The sequence below is a fragment of the Novosphingobium sp. KCTC 2891 genome (assembly GCF_025938155.1).
Taxonomy (GTDB): domain Bacteria; phylum Pseudomonadota; class Alphaproteobacteria; order Sphingomonadales; family Sphingomonadaceae; genus Novosphingobium.
In genome coordinates this window covers 28,610-46,054 of the sequence record NZ_JAPCZG010000008.1, presented here as the reverse complement: position 1 = coordinate 46,054, position 17,445 = coordinate 28,610, and the positions used below count along the sequence as shown (strand labels likewise).

15 protein-coding genes are annotated in these 17,445 nt (G+C 68.1%); 9 read left to right on the top strand and 6 right to left on the bottom strand.

The genetic code is table 11. The features are described from left to right. Position 1: 1 nt before the first annotated feature. Complete coding sequence (locus OLX02_RS14775) at positions 2–1,150, bottom strand: muconate/chloromuconate family cycloisomerase (RefSeq protein WP_264424082.1); 1,149 nt, start codon at positions 1,148–1,150, stop codon at positions 2–4. Positions 1,151–1,257: 107 nt separating this feature from the next. Between OLX02_RS14775 and OLX02_RS14770 the strand changes: the two genes are divergently transcribed. The 4 genes from OLX02_RS14770 to OLX02_RS14755 all read left to right on the top strand — a co-directional run bounded on the left by OLX02_RS14770 (position 1,258) and on the right by OLX02_RS14755 (position 5,615). Next, positions 1,258–2,178 (top strand): LysR family transcriptional regulator, encoded by a 921-nt coding sequence (locus OLX02_RS14770; RefSeq protein WP_264424081.1) that lies wholly within the window; start codon positions 1,258–1,260, stop codon positions 2,176–2,178. Positions 2,179–2,314: 136 nt separating this feature from the next. Beyond that, positions 2,315–3,670, top strand: a complete 1,356-nt coding sequence (locus tag OLX02_RS14765; protein WP_264424080.1) for an LLM class flavin-dependent oxidoreductase — start codon at positions 2,315–2,317, stop codon at positions 3,668–3,670. Next, positions 3,667–5,253: an FAD-binding protein gene (locus tag OLX02_RS14760; protein WP_264424079.1), complete on the top strand. Its 1,587-nt coding sequence runs from the start codon at positions 3,667–3,669 to the stop codon at positions 5,251–5,253. The genes OLX02_RS14765 and OLX02_RS14760 overlap by 4 nt, the downstream gene beginning before the upstream one ends. Then, complete coding sequence (locus OLX02_RS14755; protein ID WP_264424077.1) at positions 5,250–5,615, top strand: ferredoxin family protein; 366 nt, start codon at positions 5,250–5,252, stop codon at positions 5,613–5,615. The genes OLX02_RS14760 and OLX02_RS14755 overlap by 4 nt, the downstream gene beginning before the upstream one ends. On the opposite strand, the gene OLX02_RS14750 is transcribed toward OLX02_RS14755, so the two are convergent. Genes OLX02_RS14750 through OLX02_RS14740 form a run of 3 tightly spaced genes read right to left on the bottom strand, consistent with a single transcriptional unit; the run spans position 5,612 to position 9,776 of the window. Then, positions 5,612–7,885, bottom strand: coding sequence for a molybdopterin-dependent oxidoreductase (locus OLX02_RS14750; RefSeq protein WP_264424075.1), 2,274 nt, complete (start codon positions 7,883–7,885; stop codon positions 5,612–5,614). The genes OLX02_RS14755 and OLX02_RS14750 overlap by 4 nt on opposite strands. Positions 7,886–7,899: 14 nt before the next feature. Continuing rightward, positions 7,900–8,847 carry a LysR substrate-binding domain-containing protein gene (locus OLX02_RS14745; RefSeq protein WP_264424073.1) on the bottom strand — a complete coding sequence of 316 codons (948 nt, stop codon included), beginning with the start codon at positions 8,845–8,847 and terminating at the stop codon, positions 7,900–7,902. After that, positions 8,844–9,776: an oxidoreductase gene (locus tag OLX02_RS14740; RefSeq protein ID WP_264424071.1), complete on the bottom strand. Its 933-nt coding sequence runs from the start codon at positions 9,774–9,776 to the stop codon at positions 8,844–8,846. Before OLX02_RS14740 ends, OLX02_RS14745 begins: the two co-directional genes overlap by 4 nt. 250 nt (positions 9,777–10,026) lie before the next feature. Here OLX02_RS14740 and OLX02_RS14735 point away from each other — a divergent pair, with 250 nt between their 5' ends. From OLX02_RS14735 to OLX02_RS14715, 5 genes are all read left to right on the top strand, one after another. Further along, positions 10,027–10,854, top strand: a complete 828-nt coding sequence (locus OLX02_RS14735) for a class II aldolase/adducin family protein (RefSeq protein WP_264424069.1) — start codon at positions 10,027–10,029, stop codon at positions 10,852–10,854. Between the two features lie 63 nt (positions 10,855–10,917). Next, entirely contained in the window at positions 10,918–12,291 is a 1,374-nt protein-coding gene (locus OLX02_RS14730; protein WP_264424068.1) for an NtaA/DmoA family FMN-dependent monooxygenase, read from the top strand. An 87-nt stretch (positions 12,292–12,378) separates the two neighbouring features. Beyond that, complete coding sequence (locus OLX02_RS14725; RefSeq protein ID WP_264424066.1) at positions 12,379–14,565, top strand: TonB-dependent receptor family protein; 2,187 nt, start codon at positions 12,379–12,381, stop codon at positions 14,563–14,565. 23 nt (positions 14,566–14,588) lie between these two features. Next, positions 14,589–15,626, top strand: a complete 1,038-nt coding sequence (locus OLX02_RS14720; protein ID WP_264424064.1) for a PhnD/SsuA/transferrin family substrate-binding protein — start codon at positions 14,589–14,591, stop codon at positions 15,624–15,626. A gap of 23 nt (positions 15,627–15,649) precedes the next feature. Continuing rightward, positions 15,650–16,600, top strand: coding sequence for an NAD(P)-dependent oxidoreductase (locus tag OLX02_RS14715; RefSeq protein ID WP_264424062.1), 951 nt, complete (start codon positions 15,650–15,652; stop codon positions 16,598–16,600). 14 nt (positions 16,601–16,614) lie between these two features. Here OLX02_RS14715 and OLX02_RS14710 read toward each other — a convergent pair whose 3' ends face one another. Both OLX02_RS14710 and OLX02_RS14705 read right to left on the bottom strand, forming a co-directional pair. Continuing rightward, on the bottom strand, positions 16,615–17,034 hold the full coding sequence (locus tag OLX02_RS14710) for a DUF6691 family protein (RefSeq protein WP_264424061.1): 420 nt from the start codon (positions 17,032–17,034) through the stop codon (positions 16,615–16,617). Then, entirely contained in the window at positions 17,022–17,441 is a 420-nt protein-coding gene (locus tag OLX02_RS14705) for a YeeE/YedE family protein (protein ID WP_264424060.1), read from the bottom strand. Before OLX02_RS14705 ends, OLX02_RS14710 begins: the two co-directional genes overlap by 13 nt. Positions 17,442–17,445: the final 4 nt, after the last annotated feature.

The window sequence follows — 17,445 nt, the reverse complement described above, 5'->3', positions numbered from 1 at the left end:
TTCAGGCTGATGCGTGGACCACCGGCGCGGTGCGATCGCGGCGGAAGAAGGCAATCTTGTCTGCGTCGAGCGCGATGCCGAGGCCGGGGCCGGTGGGCACGGCCAGCTCGAAATCGGCATACCCCAGCGGCTCGCTGAGGATTTCCTCCGTCAGCAGCAGCGGGCCGAACAGTTCGGTGCCCCACGAAAGCTCGGGGAATGTGGAAAAGAGGTGCGCCGAGGCGATCGTGCCGACCCCGCCCTCCAGCATGGTGCCGCCGTAAAGCTCCACGCCCGAAGCGGCGGCGATCGCGGCCACTTCGCCCCCCGCGAGAAGTCCACCCGACTGGGCGATCTTCACCGCGAAGACCCGCGCCGCCGCGGACGAGGCAAGGCGGAACGCCGACCGCGGGCCGTTCAGCGCCTCGTCCGCCATCAGCGGCACGGTATGACGGGCGGAAAGGCGCGCCATCGCATCGACGGCATCCCGGGCGACGGGCTGCTCGACCAGGTCGACGCCCACATCGTGGAGCATGCCCATGCCGAGGTCGGCCTGCGCCTCGGACCAGTTCTGGTTGACGTCGACGCGCACGCTGGCCCGGCCCGCGAAGGCCTTGCAGATGGCGCCGACGTGGGCGACGTCATCGGCCACGGCGCGCTTGCCGATCTTGATCTTGAAGATGCGGTGGCGGCGCTGCGCCAGCACGGCTTCGCCTTCCTCGATGTCGCGCGCGGTGTCGCCGCTCGCCAGCGTCCATGCCACCGGCAGCGCCGAACGGACACGGCCGCCACCCAGCAGTTCGGACACCGGCACGCCCAGCCGCTTGCCCGCCATGTCGAGCAGCGCGGTCTCGATCGCACACTTGGCGAAATGGTTGCCGCGCACCGACTTGCGGATCGCTGCCATCGTAGCGCCGACCTGCGCCGCATCGCAGGCGCGCAGCACCGGCGCGATGTAGGTGTCGATCGCCAGCTTGATGCTTTCCGGGCTTTCCTCGCCATAGGAAAGACCGCCGATCGTGGTGCCCTCGCCAATGCCTTCGACGCCATCGGAATCGGTCAGGCGCACGATCACCATCGATTGCGCGTGCATCGTCGCCATCGCCAGCACGTGCGGCCGAATGGTCGGTACATCGACGATGAAGGTATCGATCCGCTCGATCGCTGGCATGGGGGCGACACTCCTTGATTCTCGGTAATGTCGACAGCAGATATGCCTCGGCCGCAGCCACATCCAAGACTATTGCGGTAATGTTTCAATACCTGATAGGTATGGCCATGGATCTACGACAGCTTCGCTACTTCCTCGCCGTCGCCAACGAGCGCAACTTCACCCGCGCTGCCGAGCAGCTGCACATCGCCCAACCGCCGCTGAGCCGCGCGATCCAGCAGCTTGAGGACGAGATGGGCGCCCCGCTGTTCGACCGCGCCGCGCGCCCCTTGCGGCTGACCCCGCTGGGCCAGCTGGTGCGCGAACAGGCCCAGCAGATCCTTGGCCGCATGGACGACATGAAATCGATGGTGCGATCCGCGGTCGCATCCGATCGCCGCCGTTTCACCATCGGCTTCGTCGCATCGACGATCTATGCCCGCCTGCCCGAACTGATCCGCGCCTTTCGCAAGGAAGCGCCCAACGTCGAACTGGTGATGGTCGAAAGCACCACGCTGGACCAGATCGCCGCGCTCAAGGAAGGGCGCATCGACGTGGGCTTCGGGCGCATCCGGTTCGACGATCCGGCGGTGCGCCGCGTGGTGCTGCGCAATGAAGAGCTGATCGCGGCCTTCCCCGTCGATCACCCGCTGGCCCGCGGCGATGGCCCCGTATCGATCCATGAACTCGCCGACGAGCCGCAGATCATCTATCCGCGCTCGCCCCGCCCCAGCTATGCCGACCAGGTCATCTCGATGTTCCGCGACCACGCGATCGAACCCCGGATCGTGCACGAGGCCCGCGAATTGCAGATCGCCATCGGCCTTGTCGCCGCCGAGGAAGGTATTGCCATCGTGCCTGAATCCGTGCGCCGCGCCCGCAGCCACGATGTCGCCTTCCGCGATCTGGCAGAGCCGGCCACATCCCCCATCATCATGAGCCACCGCGTGGGCGATCATTCCCCGGAATTGATCGCCATGGCCCATGTGATCGTCCGGAAATATGCGGAATGGGACTATGACGTGCCGACGGCCCTGCTCCAGTCCTGACACGGCGCGACAAGGCTCCCCCGGCACGGCACGCCGAAGCCGGACCACATTGGCACTCTCAATGAAGCTATCAGCAATGGTCGTTCATCACGGCCGCCGGGGCGCTCTACGGTAACCTCCTTCAAAGGAGATCGTCATGACCGCACAGCGCCAGCTTCACCTGGGGGCCATCCTCGAAGGCGTCGGCACCGACCAGCATTCGTGGCGCGATCCCGATCTGGCCGGGGACGCCAGCATCGATATCGATTGGTACATCCGCAACGCGCAGCTCGCGGAGGAGGCGAAATTCGACCTCGTCTTCATCGTCGATTCCCCGTTCATCACACCCGATACCGCCCCGCACTTCCTCAACCGGCTGGAGCCGCTGACGCTGCTTTCGGCCGTGGCAACGCAAACCCGCCGCATCGGCCTCGTCGGCACGCTCACCACGTCCTACTGGGAGCCGTACAACGTCGCCCGCCAGTTCGGCTCGCTCGATCACATCAGCCGGGGCCGCGCAGGGTGGAACGTGGTCACGACCGGGCTGGAAGGCGCGGCACAGAACTATGGCCGCGAAGAGCATTTCCTCCACGCAGACCGCTATGAACGCGCGCACGAATTCGTCGATGTCGTGCGCGGCCTGTGGGACAGCTACGAGGACGACGCCTTCCCGCGCGACAAGGCGGCCGGCCTGTTCCTCGACAAGGCGAAGCAGCATCGGCTCGATCACAAGGGCAAGCATTTCTCGGTTGCCGGGCCGCTCGCGCTGACCCGCTCGCGCCAGGGGCAGCCGGTGATCTTCCAGGCGGGCGACAGCTCCGAAGGCCGCGATCTGGGCGCCGCCATTGCCGATGGCACGTTCGCCGCCTCGCAGGATATCGAGGCGGGCCGCCGCTATTACGCCGACCTGAAGTCGCGCGCGGCGGCGCTGGGCCGCCATCCCGACCACATCGTCGTCATGCCGGGGCTGTTCCCCGTCATCGCGGACACCGACGAGGAGGCGCAGGCCATCGCGCGCAGCCAGCAGGAAGCGCTGGATATCGGCAAGCTGCTGGTCCAGCTGGGCCGCGCGTTCAACTACCACGATTTCCGCCAGTACGATCTGGACGCCCCCTTCCCCGATCTCTCCGGCGTCACGCTCAACAGCTACAAGGGCCACGCCGAACGCATCATCGCCGATGCGCGGGAAAACAGGCTGACCCTGCGCGAGGCGGCTACCAGGCATGGCCAGTGGCGCAGCGGCTTCGTCGGATCGCCCGAAACCATCGCGGACGAGATCGAGCGCTGGTTCGTCAATCGCGCCGCCGACGGCTTCAACCTGCGTGTCACGCGGCCTGCCGAATTCGCGCTGTTCCGTGAACGCGTGGTGCCGATCCTGCAAAAGCGCGGGCTGTTCCGCACGGACTACACCGCCGACACCCTGCGCGGGCACCTTGGCCTGCCCGTCCCGCTCCACCGCCACGCGCCGCATCCCGCCGAGGCGCCCCACGATCTGGTCGAAGCAGCAGAATGATCGCATCCACGATTCTTCGGGCCGACGTGCTGGTGATCGGCGGCGGCATGGCGGCGGCGTGGGCCGCCATCGCCGCCGCGCAGGCAGGCGCCTCGGTGGTCATGGCTGACAAGGGCGCGGTGGGCACCAGCGGGGTCACGGCGACCGGCGGACCGGGGCATTGGTGGGTTTCGCCCGACCCAGCCCTGCGGCGCGAAGCCATCGAGCGGCAGGAAGCCAAGGCGCTAGGCCTTGGCGATCCCGAATGGATGGCGCGGATCATCGACCTGACCTGGCGCCATTTGCCTGATATCGCCCCGTTCTATCCCTTCGGCAGCGACGGCAGCGGCGGCCGCTATGTCCAGGGCGTGCGCGGGCCTGAATATATGCGCGCGCTGCGAAGCCTGGCGAGTGCCGCAGGGGTGACCATTCTCGATCACCATCCCGCAATCGAGCTGCTGGCCGATGCCGACGGTGCGATCGTGGGCGCGCGCGGCATCGCGCTGGACAGCGAAGACGTATGGGACGTTCGCGCGCCCACCACGCTCATGGCCACCGGCGGCTGCGCGTTCCGGTCGGGCCTGCTGGGCAGCCATGGCAATACCGGCGACGGGCTGCTGATGGCGGCAGAGGCCGGAGCCGATCTTTCGGGCATGGAGTTCGGCCCGTCGTGGTCGCTTTCGCCCGCATGGTCGTCCACCCGCACCCTGCCCTATTTCGCCGCCCGTTTCTTTGACGACGCCGGCCGCGAGCTGGACATTCCCCCGCCCAAGGCCGGCCACGCCCATTTGCAGGCGCTCGGCCGCGCGATGCAACGGGGGCCGGTGCTCGCCGACCTGTCGGATGCGCCCAAGGCGCTGCCCGGCGTGCTGCGCTCCATCCAGCCGCTCACGCTGGCGGCGTTCGAGCGGCGGGGCATCGACCTGTGGCGCGAGCGGTTCCCCGTCCGCCTGTTCGGCGAAGGCACGATCCGGGGAACCGGCGGCCTGCGCGTGATCGATGACGAATGCCGGACCAGCGTGCCCGGCCTGTTTGCAGCAGGAGATGCCGCCACGCGTGAACTGGTGGCGGGTGCCAGCAGCGGCGGCGGCGCGGTCAACGCGGCCTGGGCACTTTCATCCGGTCGGATCGCCGGACTCGCCGCCGCCCGGCAGGCCGCCGTATCGCGGCGCCCTGCTGCGATCACGGCGCGCGGCCTCGGCCGGGTGGGATTGCGGCCACGCCGCGCGCCGCAGCCGTTGGAACTTGCCGCCCTGGCGCAGGCCGTCGGCAGCGCGGTCCACGGCTATGACCAGGCGTTCCAGCGCGACAAGGCCGGACTGGCCCGTTCCGCCGCCACGGTCGACGCGCATTGGCGGGGGCTGGCCGATCATGCCCGCGCGGGCGGCCGCGCGCTGGTGGAACTGCGCGCGCAGGCAGCGATGACCGCCACGGCCCGGTGGAGCCTTGCCGCAGCGCTCGCGCGGGGCGAAAGCCGCGGCCTGCACGTGCGCGAAGACGCCCCCGCCACCGATCCGGCGAAGGCGCACCGCCTGCTGGTTGGCGGACTGGACAGGGTATGGACCCGCGCAGACCATCCGGTCACACAGGGTGTCGCCGCATGATTGCCGCGCTGGTCGAAGATCGCTGCACCAACTGCAACGCCTGCGTTCGTGCCTGCCCCGGCTTCGTCTTCGACGCCGGGGCCGACCGTCCCGTGATCGCGCGGATCGAGGCCTGCCAGACCTGCTACCTTTGCGAACTGGCCTGCGAGGCGGATGCCCTGTGGGTCAATCCGGACGAGGCCTCGGCCAGCGCGCCATCGCCCGCCGAACTGGCGCGATCCGGCCAGCTGGGCCAGATCCGCCGCGATCATGGCTGGAACCTGCCGCTCGATGCCGGACAGCTCGACGATTACCGCCTGCTTGGCCCGCTGCTGAACGAAGGCGCAGACATCGCCGCGCGGCGCTACGCCTCGCGCGGCTAGATCCGCGGCAGGTCGAACGCGCGCACCGGTGGCGCCTCCCCCGTCCACTTGCGCAAGTCGACAAGGCACGAATGCGCGCTGCACCCTTGCGACAGTTCTGACGAGCCCCGGTCCAGCGTCAGCACGTTGGGATTGCCGTGGCGGTCTCGCATCCCGTCGGGATCGTACCACGCCCCGGTCGAGAGCCGCACCACCCCGCGCAGCAGCCGTTCGTTGAGCACCGCACCCGCCAGGCAGCGCCCCCGATCGTTGAACAGTTCGACCACGTCGCCATCGCCGATGCCCCGCGCGGCGGCGTCGGCCGGATGGATGTGCACGCCTTCGCGCCCCGCCACCTTGCCCGCGCGGCTCCATGGCGAGGGATCGAGCTGGCTGTGCAGGCGACGCTCGGGCTGGTCGGAAATCAGGTGCAGCGGGAAACGGTCCGCTTCCGCGCCGCCCAGCCACTCAAACGGCTCGCGCCACACCGGATGACCGGGGCAATCGCCCAGGCCGAACCCGGCGATACGCTCCGAAAAGATCTCGATCCGGCCCGATGGCGTGGGCAACGGATGCGCCACAGCATCGGCCCGAAAGTCGGCGTGCATCACGTGCGGGGCATCGTGCGGCGCCAGGTCGATCAGCCCCTGCTCCCAGAACGCATCGAAATCGGGCAGCGCCAGTCCGGTTTCTCCCACCCGTGCGCGATTGCTTTCGTAGATCTGGCGCAGCCACGCCATTTCGTCGCGCCGCTCGCCAAAGGCTTCGGCCACGCCCAGCCGCTCCGCCACCCCGGCAAGGATCGCGTGATCGCTGCGCGCCTCGCCCTGCGGCGCCATCGCCTGCTTCATGGCGATGTAATAGCCTTCGCGCGTGGCGAAACCGATATCGTTGCGCTCCAGCGCGGTGCTGGCGGGCAGGACGATATCGGCATGGCGCGCCGCCGCGTTCCAGTATTGCTCGTGCACCACGATGGTCTCGGGCCGGGCCCACGCCCGGCGCAGGCGGTTGAGATCCTGATGATGGTGGAACGGATTGCCACCCGCCCAGTGGACCAGCTTGATGTCGGGATAGCGATGTTCGCCGCCATTGTAGCGAAACGGCTCGCCCGGATGCAGCAGCATGTCCGCCAGCCGTGCGCACGGGATGAAGTCCGCCACCGCGTTGCGCCCCTGCGGAAAAACGGGTCCGGGAATGCGCACATGGGCGCTGCCCATCACGTTCATCGCGCCATAGCCCAGGCCATAGCCGCCCCCCGGCAGGCCGATCTGCCCCAACATCGCCGCCAGTGTCACCAGCGCCCAGAACGGCTGCTCGCCATGCGCCGCGCGCTGCAAGGCCCAGGCCGCGTTGAGCATGGTGCGATTGCGGAGCATGGCGGCGGCCAACGCGCGGGTGGCGGCAGCCGGAACCCCGGTGATCGGCTCGGCCCATTCCGGACTTTTCGCCACGCCGTCCGCGGTGCCGACCAGATAGGGCACGAACCGGTCGAAACCGACCGTGTGGCTGTCGATGAAAGCGCGGTCGAAGGCCGGATCGTGATAGACCGCATGGGCCAGCGCCAGCATCAGCGCGGTGTCGGTATTGGGCCGCAGCGGGATCCATTCGACGCCCGCGCCGGCCTCAAGGTTGTCGCCCACCGGGCCGATGTTGACGATCCGCACGCCCGCGCTCGCCAATCCGGCAAGGCCCGCCCGCGCGCGGTGCCGGCCAGCCCCGCTGGAAGAGACTTGCGTGTTCTTGAGCGGCACCCCTCCGAAAGAGACGAACAGCGTGCAATGGTCTTCCAGCACATCCCAGCTGGTGTGCGATGCGTTGGAACTGTCCATGTCCACCGCGATGTGCGGCATCAGCACGCGGCCCGCGCCAAGGCTGTAGCTGTCCACACTGCGCGCATAGCCGCCCAGGCAGTTGTAGAAGCGGTGCAGCTGGCTCTGCGCATGGTGGAAACGCCCCGCGCTGGCCCAGCCATAGGACCCGGCGAAGATCGCGCGATTGCCCCAGTCGGTCCTGACCCGCGTGATTTCCCCGGCAACAAGGTCCAGCGCCTCGTCCCAGTCGATCTCGACGAAAGGCTCGCCGCCCCGTCCATCGCGCGAACGGCCCTCCAGCCACCCCTTGCGCACCGCCGGGCGCGCGATCCGCAGCCGCCGCACTTCGGGGGAAAGCTGATCCAGCCCGATCCGCGTCGGGTCGGGATCGGCCGACAGCGGCCGCAATACCGGCGCACCCTCGGGCTGCGGATCGACTTCGTAAATCCCCCAGTGCGCGGCGGAATAGGTGTGCTTCATGGGGTCGGGCCTTCTCAAGATCCGGAAAGTTCCGCGGCGCAGCCGCGCTGGTCGACGGCGATGGTCCGGCCGCTCAGCCACGAGACGAAAGCGCGCGCCGGGGGCGACAGCGAACGGTGGCGGGGCCATACCAGCCAGTAGGCAAGGTTCAGTTCGGTCACATCGGGCAGGACCGCTTCGAGGCGGCCGGAACCGAGGTCGCGCTCGGCAATGGCCGCGCGGGCAAGCGCGATGCCCTTCCCGGCCACGGCCTGCTCCACGACAAGGCTCGACTGGTTATAGCGCGGCCCCTCCAGCAAGGCGTCCGCCGCGACCCCGCGCGTGCGGAACCACATGGTCCAATCGGGCGCGGGGCCGCCTCCATCTTCGTCCAGATCGTGCAGCAGGCGGCAGCGCAGCAGGTCCGCCGGATGTTCGAGCGGTCCGGCCTGCGCGAGGTAGGCGGGCGAGGCCACCGGCACGACATTTTCGACAAACAGCCTCTCCGCGATGAGACCGTCATAGGTGCCCGGGCCATAACGGATGGCGAGATCGACATTGCTGCGGCTGAAATCGACGAGCGCGAGATCGGCCGACACCCAGATCTCGATATCGGGATGCACGCTGCGGAAATCGTCGAGTTGCGGCAGCAGCCACTTGGACGCGAAGGACGGCGGCGCCGAGACCGACACCACCTGCGCCTGATGCGTGGCCGCGCGCAGGACACGGCCGGCATCGGCCAGCCGCGCGAAGCCTTCGCGCAAGTCTGGCAGCGCGTTGCGCAGATTGGCGGTCGGCAGGAACTCCCTGCCAGAACGGGTGAACAGCGGCGCGCCCGTCCATTCCTCCAATGCGCGGATGTGCTGCGTGACCGCGCCCGGCGTGATGCCCAGTTCCTCGGCCGCGCGCGTGAAGTTGCGGTGCCGGATATAGGCATCCAGCACCCGCAGCGCCGTCAGCGGCAACGCGCGCGCCTCGCTCATGCGCCCAGCCGCCGAAGCGGCGCCTCGTCATCCTCGACGATGTCGGTGCCCAGCGTGCAGCTCTCCCAGCCGCGATGGTCGGCCGCCACCCTGTCCAGCTTGCCGCGGATGTTCGCCAGCGCATCGCCGCCAAGGACGAGACGGAGCGGCGGGTGCTCGGAGGTCACCGCGGCGATGATCGCCCGCGCAGCGAGCACGGGATCGCCGCGCTGCCGGCCATGGTTGGCCACCACCGCACGGCGGCGGTGGCCTGCGGTTGGCTCGTAATCGGGAATGAACACAGGCGACTGGCGCAGCGAGCGCCCGGCCCAGCCGGTGCGGAATGACCCCGGCTCAACGATCAGCACGCGCAGGCCCAGCGGCTCCAGTTCACGGTCGAGCGCCTCGGACAAGCCTTCGATCGCGAACTTGGTCGCCGCGTAATAGCCCGATCCGGGCAGCCCGACGAAGCCTCCGCCCGACGAGATGTTGACGATGGTTCCGCGGCGGCGGCGACGCATTCCGGGCAGGACCGCGCGCGTCACCCCCGCCAGTCCGAAGAAATTGGTCTCGAACAAGGCGCGGACTTCCGCTTCCTCGCCCTCTTCCACCGCCGCGAGATAGCCATAGCCGGCATTGTTCACCAGAACGTCGATACGGCCAAAATGGCGCTCGGCCCGCTCCACCGCCGTGGCGATTTCCGCCGGCGCGGTCACGTCCAGGCGAAGCGCCAGCACGCGGTCACCGTAAAGCTCCTCCAGGTCCGACAGCACGATCGGATGGCGCGCGGTGGCGACCACGCGCGCGCCGCGTTGCAGCAGATCTTCCGCCAGCGCCCGGCCAAAGCCGCGAGAGGCGCCGGTCACGAACCACACGTCGTCGGCGGAGACCCAGCCCGGGCTGTCTAGATGTGGCATCGCGGCAATCGCTTCCTCGTCATCGCGGCGCACCGGAATCCGCCGAACCGCGACCCACGCCTTCGACCGACAGCGCCAAACCCTCAAATAAAACTCTCAAATATATCCATGATCGATTGAAATAATCTCCCGCCTTTAGAAAAACTAAAAATTAGAACATCTGCAAACCGCCAACTCCTTCTCATAGGACATTGCTGCGCCGCACCCGATAAGAACCGTCATCTGCCGAGGTCACCCGGCGGAATGCCCTTTCGCAGGGCCGAACGCTTAAAAGGAACGCAACGTGGCAACATCCCTCACAGTCGAGCGCCCCCAGCCGGCCGGGCATGGCCCTGCCATCCGGACGATCGAGCGTGATGGCGCGGGCATCAGCTTCGCCCACCCGCAGTCCGGCCGCGACGTCGCGGCCGAACGGCTTCACCGCAAGCGCCAGCTGGCAGCGGCGCTGCGGCTGTTCGCGCGCTACGGCGTCGAGCCGGGGCTGAACGGCCATGCCACGGCGCGCGACCCGCAGGTCACCGACGGCCTGTGGATCAACCCGATCGGCGTGGACTTTGCACGGATCAGGGCCAGCGACCTGGTGCTGGTGAACGGCAAGGGCGAGGTTCTGGAAGGGGACCTGCCGATCAACACCGGCGGCCTGCCCATGCATCTGACGTTGCAGGCGACGCGCCCGGAAATCGTGGGCATCCTCCATGTTCACGCCTTCCATGGGCAGGCGTGGTCCGCCTTCGGCCGAGCGGTCGAACCGATCATCGACGACATCGCGCCATTCGCCGACGATCAGGTGGTCTATGCGCCATCGACCGACGAGACGTTCACGCCCGAACAACATCGCCAGCGGTTTGCAGACGCATTCAGCCGCAACCTCCTGATCTACCGCAACCACGGCCACTGGGCGGTGGGCCGCACGGTGGAGGCCGCGGCCTGGCGGTTCATCGCCTTCGAGCAAGCGGCGAAGCTGCAACTTGCCGTCCTCGCGGCCGGGGCTCCCTATGACCTTGCCCGCCCCAACCGGCAGACCGAGGAACAGCGGGAAGCCTACGCCGCGCTGAGCTTCCTGCCCTACTGGGATCGCATCACCGGCGAGGAACCCGACGTGCTCGACTGAGCCGCCACTCGCCCACCAGCCAATCGACCAGCTTCAACCCGAAAACCGGAAAGGGCCGTCACCATGACCCGTGCGACCAGTCCTGCGCGCCAGATGCACCTTGGCGTGATGTTCAATTCGCCCAACTTCGATCGTCCGGAAACGAACGCCACGCCCGATGGGCAGGCGATCACCAACACGCTCGGCTACTACACCGGGATCTCGCAGGCGCTGGAACGCGCCAAGTTCGACTTCGTGATGGTGGCCGATACCCTGCAGCGCGAGCAGAGCCGCACCGCGCCGCCCCGGCTTGAACCGGTCACGCTGTTTGCTGCGCTCGCGGCCGTCACCAGCCAAATCGGCCTCGTACCCACGATCTCGACCACTTATACCGAGCCTTACAACCTCGCGCGGCAGGTCCAGTCGCTGGACCTCATCAGCAATGGCCGCGCCGGGTGGAATGCGGTGACGTCCAGCTATGGCGAATACAATTTCGGCGAAGCGCCCTTGCCCTCGCACGCCGATCGCTATCGCCGCGGGCTTGAACACGTGGATGTGGTGCGCAAGCTGTGGGACAGCTGGGAGGACGATGCGCTGATCGCCACCGGCGCGCATCTCGAAGTGGAAACCGGCAAGGTCCACCGCATCGTCCATAAGGGCGAGTTCTACTCGGTCGAAGGCCCGCTGGGCGTCTCGCGCTCGGCGCAGGGTCACCCGGTGCTGTTCCAGGCCGGATCGTCGCGCGATGGCATCGCCTTCGCGTCGCACTTTGCCGAAGCAGTCTACACCGCCCAGCAAACGCTCAGCGAAGCGCAGGCGTTCTATCGCACGCTCAAGAGCGAAACCGCACGGCAAGGGCGCGATCCCGCGCAGATCAAGATCCTGCCCGGCATCGTCACCGTGATCGGCGATACCGAGCAGGCGGCGCAGGCCCGCAACCGCGAGCTGCTCGAAGGCAAGATCACGCGCGAGGCCATCGCGGCGACGGGCAAGCAGCTTGGCGACATCGACCTTGGCCAGTTCGATCTGGACGACCGGCTTCCGGCGGAAATCCTGCCGCCGGTGCTGTCGGTCGAGGGCCGGCAGAGCCGCTACGGCGTGTTCCGCCAGCTCGCGCTGGAAGAAGGCTGGACCGTGCGCCAGCTCATCGAACTGCAAGTGGGCGCCGCCGGCCACGGCCGCGTGATCGGCACGCCCGAGCAGGTCGCCGACCGACTGGAGACATGGTTCCGCGAAGGCGGCAGCGACGGCTTCGTCGTCATGCCGGGCCAGGGCCTTGGCAGCAGCGAACTGTTCGCCGCCGAAGTCGTGCCCATCCTGCAACGGCGCGGGCTGTTCCGCACCGATTATGCGGGGGACACGCTGCGCAGCCATCTTGGCCTGGGCAAGCCGGTCAGCCGCTACGGCGCCCATGCGCATGCGGGCGCCGACGAAGAACGGATCGCTTCCTCGGTCTGACCACCTTCCGCACGACCGGCCCGATCGCTGCGCTTCCGCAGCAAGGGCCTCTTTGTGCCTCATTCCATTGCAATCAGGGGATTTTTCATGTCGAGTTCCAGCCATGCCGGTCGTCGCGGCCGCATCGCGCAGCACACCCGCCTCTACACGTCCGCGCTCGCGCTGTTGCTGCCCGCCTTCGCGGCCCCGGCCCACGCCGCGCTGGCCGATGCGGCCGAAGAGCCGGCTCCTGCAGCCGAGGCGGATGATGATGCAGGCCGCACCGGCAGCACCATCACCGTGACGGGCAAGCGCGAAAGCGAAGTCGCCACCGCTCGCGCCAGGGTGGACCGCATTCCCGGCGGCGCCAGCATCATCGATTCCGAGGATGTCGAGCGCGGCAAGGTCGCCACGGTGAGCGACCTGCTCGCCTACCAGCCCGGCGTCATCGTGCAGTCCGTGGGCGGTAACGACGGCATCAAGGTCACCGTGCGCGGCTCCGGCATCGTCAACGGCCTTGGCAACATGACCGAAGGCATCAAGTATCTGCTCGACGGCGTGGGCCTGACCGGACCGGGCGGCACGTCCTACGAACTGTTCGAGCCGCTGGGGCTTCGCTACACCGAGGTGCTGCGCGGGTCGAACGCGTTCGATTATGGCGCAGTGACGCTGGGCGGCGCGGTCAACTTCGTCAGCCGCACCGGCCTCACCGATCCCGGCGTCAGGCTGGGCATCCAGGGCGGAAGCTACGAATACCTGAAAGCGCAGGGATCGGTCGGCGGCCAGACGGGCAACGTCGATTACTACATCAACGGCGTCTATTCGCGCCGCACCGGCTTCCAGGAACAGACCCGCAAGCGCCGCATCTTCGTGTCGGGCAATCTGGGCATCCGGCTGAGCGACGCGGTGCAGACCCGTTTCTACGCCCGCTACGCCAACGAACAGCACCTGCAATCCGCTCCGCTGACGCTGGCACAGCTCAAGGACAACCCGCGCCAGACCAGCGCCGCCTTCCGCATCTCGCAGGCAGACGTCGACAAGTACGGGTCCTATTCGTTCGCCAACACCACCGACTGGGCGATCGATGCGAACAATTCGCTGCACTTCGGCATCAACTATTCGTCCACGCCGCAGCACATCAACACCAAGATCCCCTTCCCCAGCGATTCCCGCTACGACGACCTGAACGTCAGCCTGCGCTATACCAACACCAGCGACCTGTTCGGCCTGCCCAGCGAAACCAACCTCGGCTGGTTCAACGCCCGGCACGTCAAGGGTTCGACCACGGCCTTCTCGGCCGCGCTGAACCACGCGGTGGTGAAGGACAACAATTTCAGCGGTTCCTACGACAACGTGATCTCGCTGGGCAATTCGACCGAGCTGGCGCCGGGCCTGCGGCTGTTGCTGGGCGTGTCGGCGATCGAGATCCGGCGCAAGGTGTCGATCGACTACACCGCCGCGCCGATCAATGCGGGGCAGACGGACAAGGTCAACTACCACGACTGGACCGTGGCGCCGCGCATCGGCGTCAGCGTCAAGCCGCTATCGCAGCTGGAACTGTTCGCCAGCTACTCCAAGTCGGTGAACCCGATTGCGACCTGGGGCTATTCGCCTTCGACCTACAGCACCATCGTCAACTACGTGAAGCCGCTGGTCGACCAGAAAGGCGAAACGGCCGAAGTGGGCTTCAAGGTGAAGTCGGATACGGTGGACGCCAGCCTGTCGCTCTACCGGTCGTGGATCCGCAACGAGTTCCTGCTGGTGCAGGTCGCCCCGGCCACCGCCACCAGCGCGGCGCTGGTCACCGGCTTCAATGCCAGCCCGACGATCCACCAAGGCATCGAGGCCGGCCTGACCTTCAACCTCTGGCGCGGCGGCGATGGGTCCGCGCTGCGCCTGCGCAACGCCTATACCTACAACGGCTTCCACTTCCGCAACGATCCCGCGTTCGGCGACAACCAGTTGCCCAGCATTCCGCGGCACTTCTACCAGGGCGAACTGGTGTTCGAGCACGCCAGCGGGTTCTACGTGGGCGCCTCGGTCCAGTCGGCTTCCAGCTACTTTGCCGACTATGCCAACACCATCGAGGCGCCGGCCTACACCATCCTCGGGGCCAAGGCCGGCTACCGCTCGCCCGATGAACGCTGGTCCGTGTTCGTCGATGGATCGAACCTCACCGACCGCAAATATGTCGCGGCAGTCTCCACCGTGTTCAATGCCAAGGGCGCGGACACGGCCGCCTTCCATCCCGGCGACGGCGCGGCGGTGGTCGTCGGGGCGACCGTCAACTTCTGATGACAGGGAAAAGGGCTTTCACCATGCGCTTTCGCTCGATGCTCGCCCTTGCCCTCGCGGTTCTTGCAGGCGGCCTGGCCGCCTGCTCCCGCTCTCCGGGGCACGCCGCGAACGGGCCCGTCACCAGCGAGCAGCTCGCCGCGCTCACGCTGCGGGTGGGTGCGCCCAACCGGATCGGCAACCGGCCCTATCTGGAAGTGGCGGGCGAACTGGCAAAAACGCCCTACAAGATCGAATGGGTCGAGTTCTCCGCCACGCCTGCGCTGCTGGAAGCGCTGCGCAACGGCGATGTCGACATCGGCGGCAACGGCGGCGCGACCGGCCTGATCTTCGAAGCCGGCAACAACGGAACCGACGCGATCAAGGTGGTCGCCGCCGGGCGCACGGTGGGCAATTCGCCGGGCGCCGCCGCGCTGATCGTGCGCAAGGGCGCGCGCTACCGCTCGCTGGCAGACCTGCGCGGCGCGCGGATCTCGGTGCTTCAGGGAACCGGCACGCAATATATACTCAAGCGCGAGCTGGAACGCGCCGGCCTTGCCCCCCGCGACGTGACGTTCTCAAGCCTTTCCAACGATATGGCCGTCGCTGCTCTGATCTCGGGACACATCGACGTGCTCGGCATATGGGAGCCGCAGGCCAGCGTCCTGCTCTCGCGCCCCGATCTCCAGTTGCTGCAGTGGATCGGCGGCAACCGCGACAGCTATGCCTTGCAGTTCGCCTCGACCGACGCGCTCGCGGACCCGGTCCGGCGCGCGGCGATCCAGGACTTCCTGACCCGGCTCGCCCGATCCACCGTCAAGGTCGCCGACCAGCCGCAGGCATTCAGCTCCGCCATGAGCAGGCTCGCGCGGATTGACCCCGCCATCGCGCTCAGCATCACGCGCAAGACCGGCTACCGCTACGGCCTCGACGCCGCGCAGCAAGACCAGCTCAAGCGCAGCTTTGCCGATGAAATCGCCTTCTGGCGCAAGGACGGCGTCCTGCACCGCGACGTGCCGGTCGATGCCCTGTTCGACTTCCGCTTCGAGCCGGCCCTGCGCGCGGCATCGGCCGGCCAATAGAATACCTCTCAAGGAGTTTCCCCATGTCCCTGATCGTGGCTAGCCAGATCGGTCCCGAATTCGATTCCCTCGCCGCCAGCCATCCGGCGGTGGCGCGCGTCATCCCGCTCCCGCTTGACGATGCCGCCGCCGTCGGCGCGATTGCAGCCGAGGCGGACGCCCTCATCGTGCGCCCCGCGCCGGTTTGGAAGTCCATCGCGGCGGCCGGCCCGCCCGCCGCCTGGCCGGGCAAGCTGCGCTGGGTCCACTCCACTTCCGCCGGGGTCGATTATTACCCCGAATGGCTGGCCGATGCTCCGTGGTTCTCGTGCGGGCGGGGTGCCGCGTCGGATCAGGTCGCGGACTACGTTATCGGCGCCATCTATGCCCATGCCAAGGACTTCGCCGCGCTGTCGATCCACGCGGCCGACCAGTGGGCGCCCCGGCCTCAGCGCAACGTGTTCGGCCGGACGGTGGCGATACTGGGGCTTGGCTCGATCGGCCTGGCCATCGCGCACCGCGTCCGCGCGCTCGGCGCACATCCTGTCGGCATCCGCCGTTCAGGCGCGCCGGCAGACGGCATCGCCCATGCCGGCAGCATCGAGGAAGCCGTCGCCATCGCGGACGATATCGTCATCGCCCTGCCCGCGACGGGCGCAACGCGCGGTCTTGTGGACGCGCGCCTGCTTGCCCACGCCAAACCTGACGCGCACCTCATCAACATCGCGCGCGGATCGATTGTCGATCAGGATGCCCTTCTCGCCGCGCTGGACGCAGACCGCCTCGGCTTCGCCACGCTGGATGTGACCGATCCCGAACCGCTGCCCGCCGGCCACCCGCTCTACACCCACCCCAAGGTGCGCGTGACGCCGCATCTCTCGTCGAACTGGCCAACCGTCATTCCGGGGCTGCACCGCCAGATTCTCGACAACATCGCAGCGGTGGCGCAGGGCGGCCCGCCCGCAAACCTGGTCATCCGCTCACGCGGTTATTGAGGTTCGGCCGGCTCTCAGGAACGGGGCCGGCGGCGGACCACCGCCCAGCCCAGCAGCATGGAGACAAGGAACACGCCGACCTGCACCGGCGCGAAAGGCAACGCCACAACGGCCGGGCCGGGACAGATCCCGGCAAGGCCCCAGCCCGCGCCGAACAGGGCCGCGCCGATCGCGAGGCGGGCATTGATGCCCGTCTCGTCCGGCTGGGCCAGCGGTTCGCCCGTCAGCGAACGGTCGCGGCGGTGGGCGATGCGATAGAGCGGAAAGGCCGCCAGCAACGCGCCGCCCATGACGAAGGCGAGGCTGGGGTCCCACCTCGGACCGATCACGAAGAAGCCCAGCACCTTGTCGGGATTTGCCATGCCCGAAAGCAGCAGCCCGGCGCCGAAGACCAGCCCCGCGACGAAGACGGACAGCGCCTTCACCGCAGCCACCGCGCAAGGTCCAGCCAGACGACCGCTTCGGCCGTCGCCATAAACACCGCCACCGCGAACAGCGAGCGCAGCGACAAGCGCGCCAGCCCGCACACGCCGTGGCCGCTGGTGCAGCCATTGCCCAGCGCCGTCCCCGCCCCCACGAGCAGCCCGGCCGCAACCAGCCGCGAAAGCGGATAGCCGAGCAGCGCCTGGGGCGGGCGATCCGCGGGCAGAAAGACCAGCCACGCCAGCGCCGCCGCGATCAGGCCCAGCAGGAACACCCGCTGCCACCCGCCCTCCCGGCGCAGCAGGCCGGTCCCGAAAATGCCGCTGATGCCGGCGATCGAACCATTGGCGAGCCGCAGCCCCCCAGCGGCCGAGCCGATCAGAAGGCCGCCCAGAAGAGGATGGAGGAAGCTGCTCACGCCC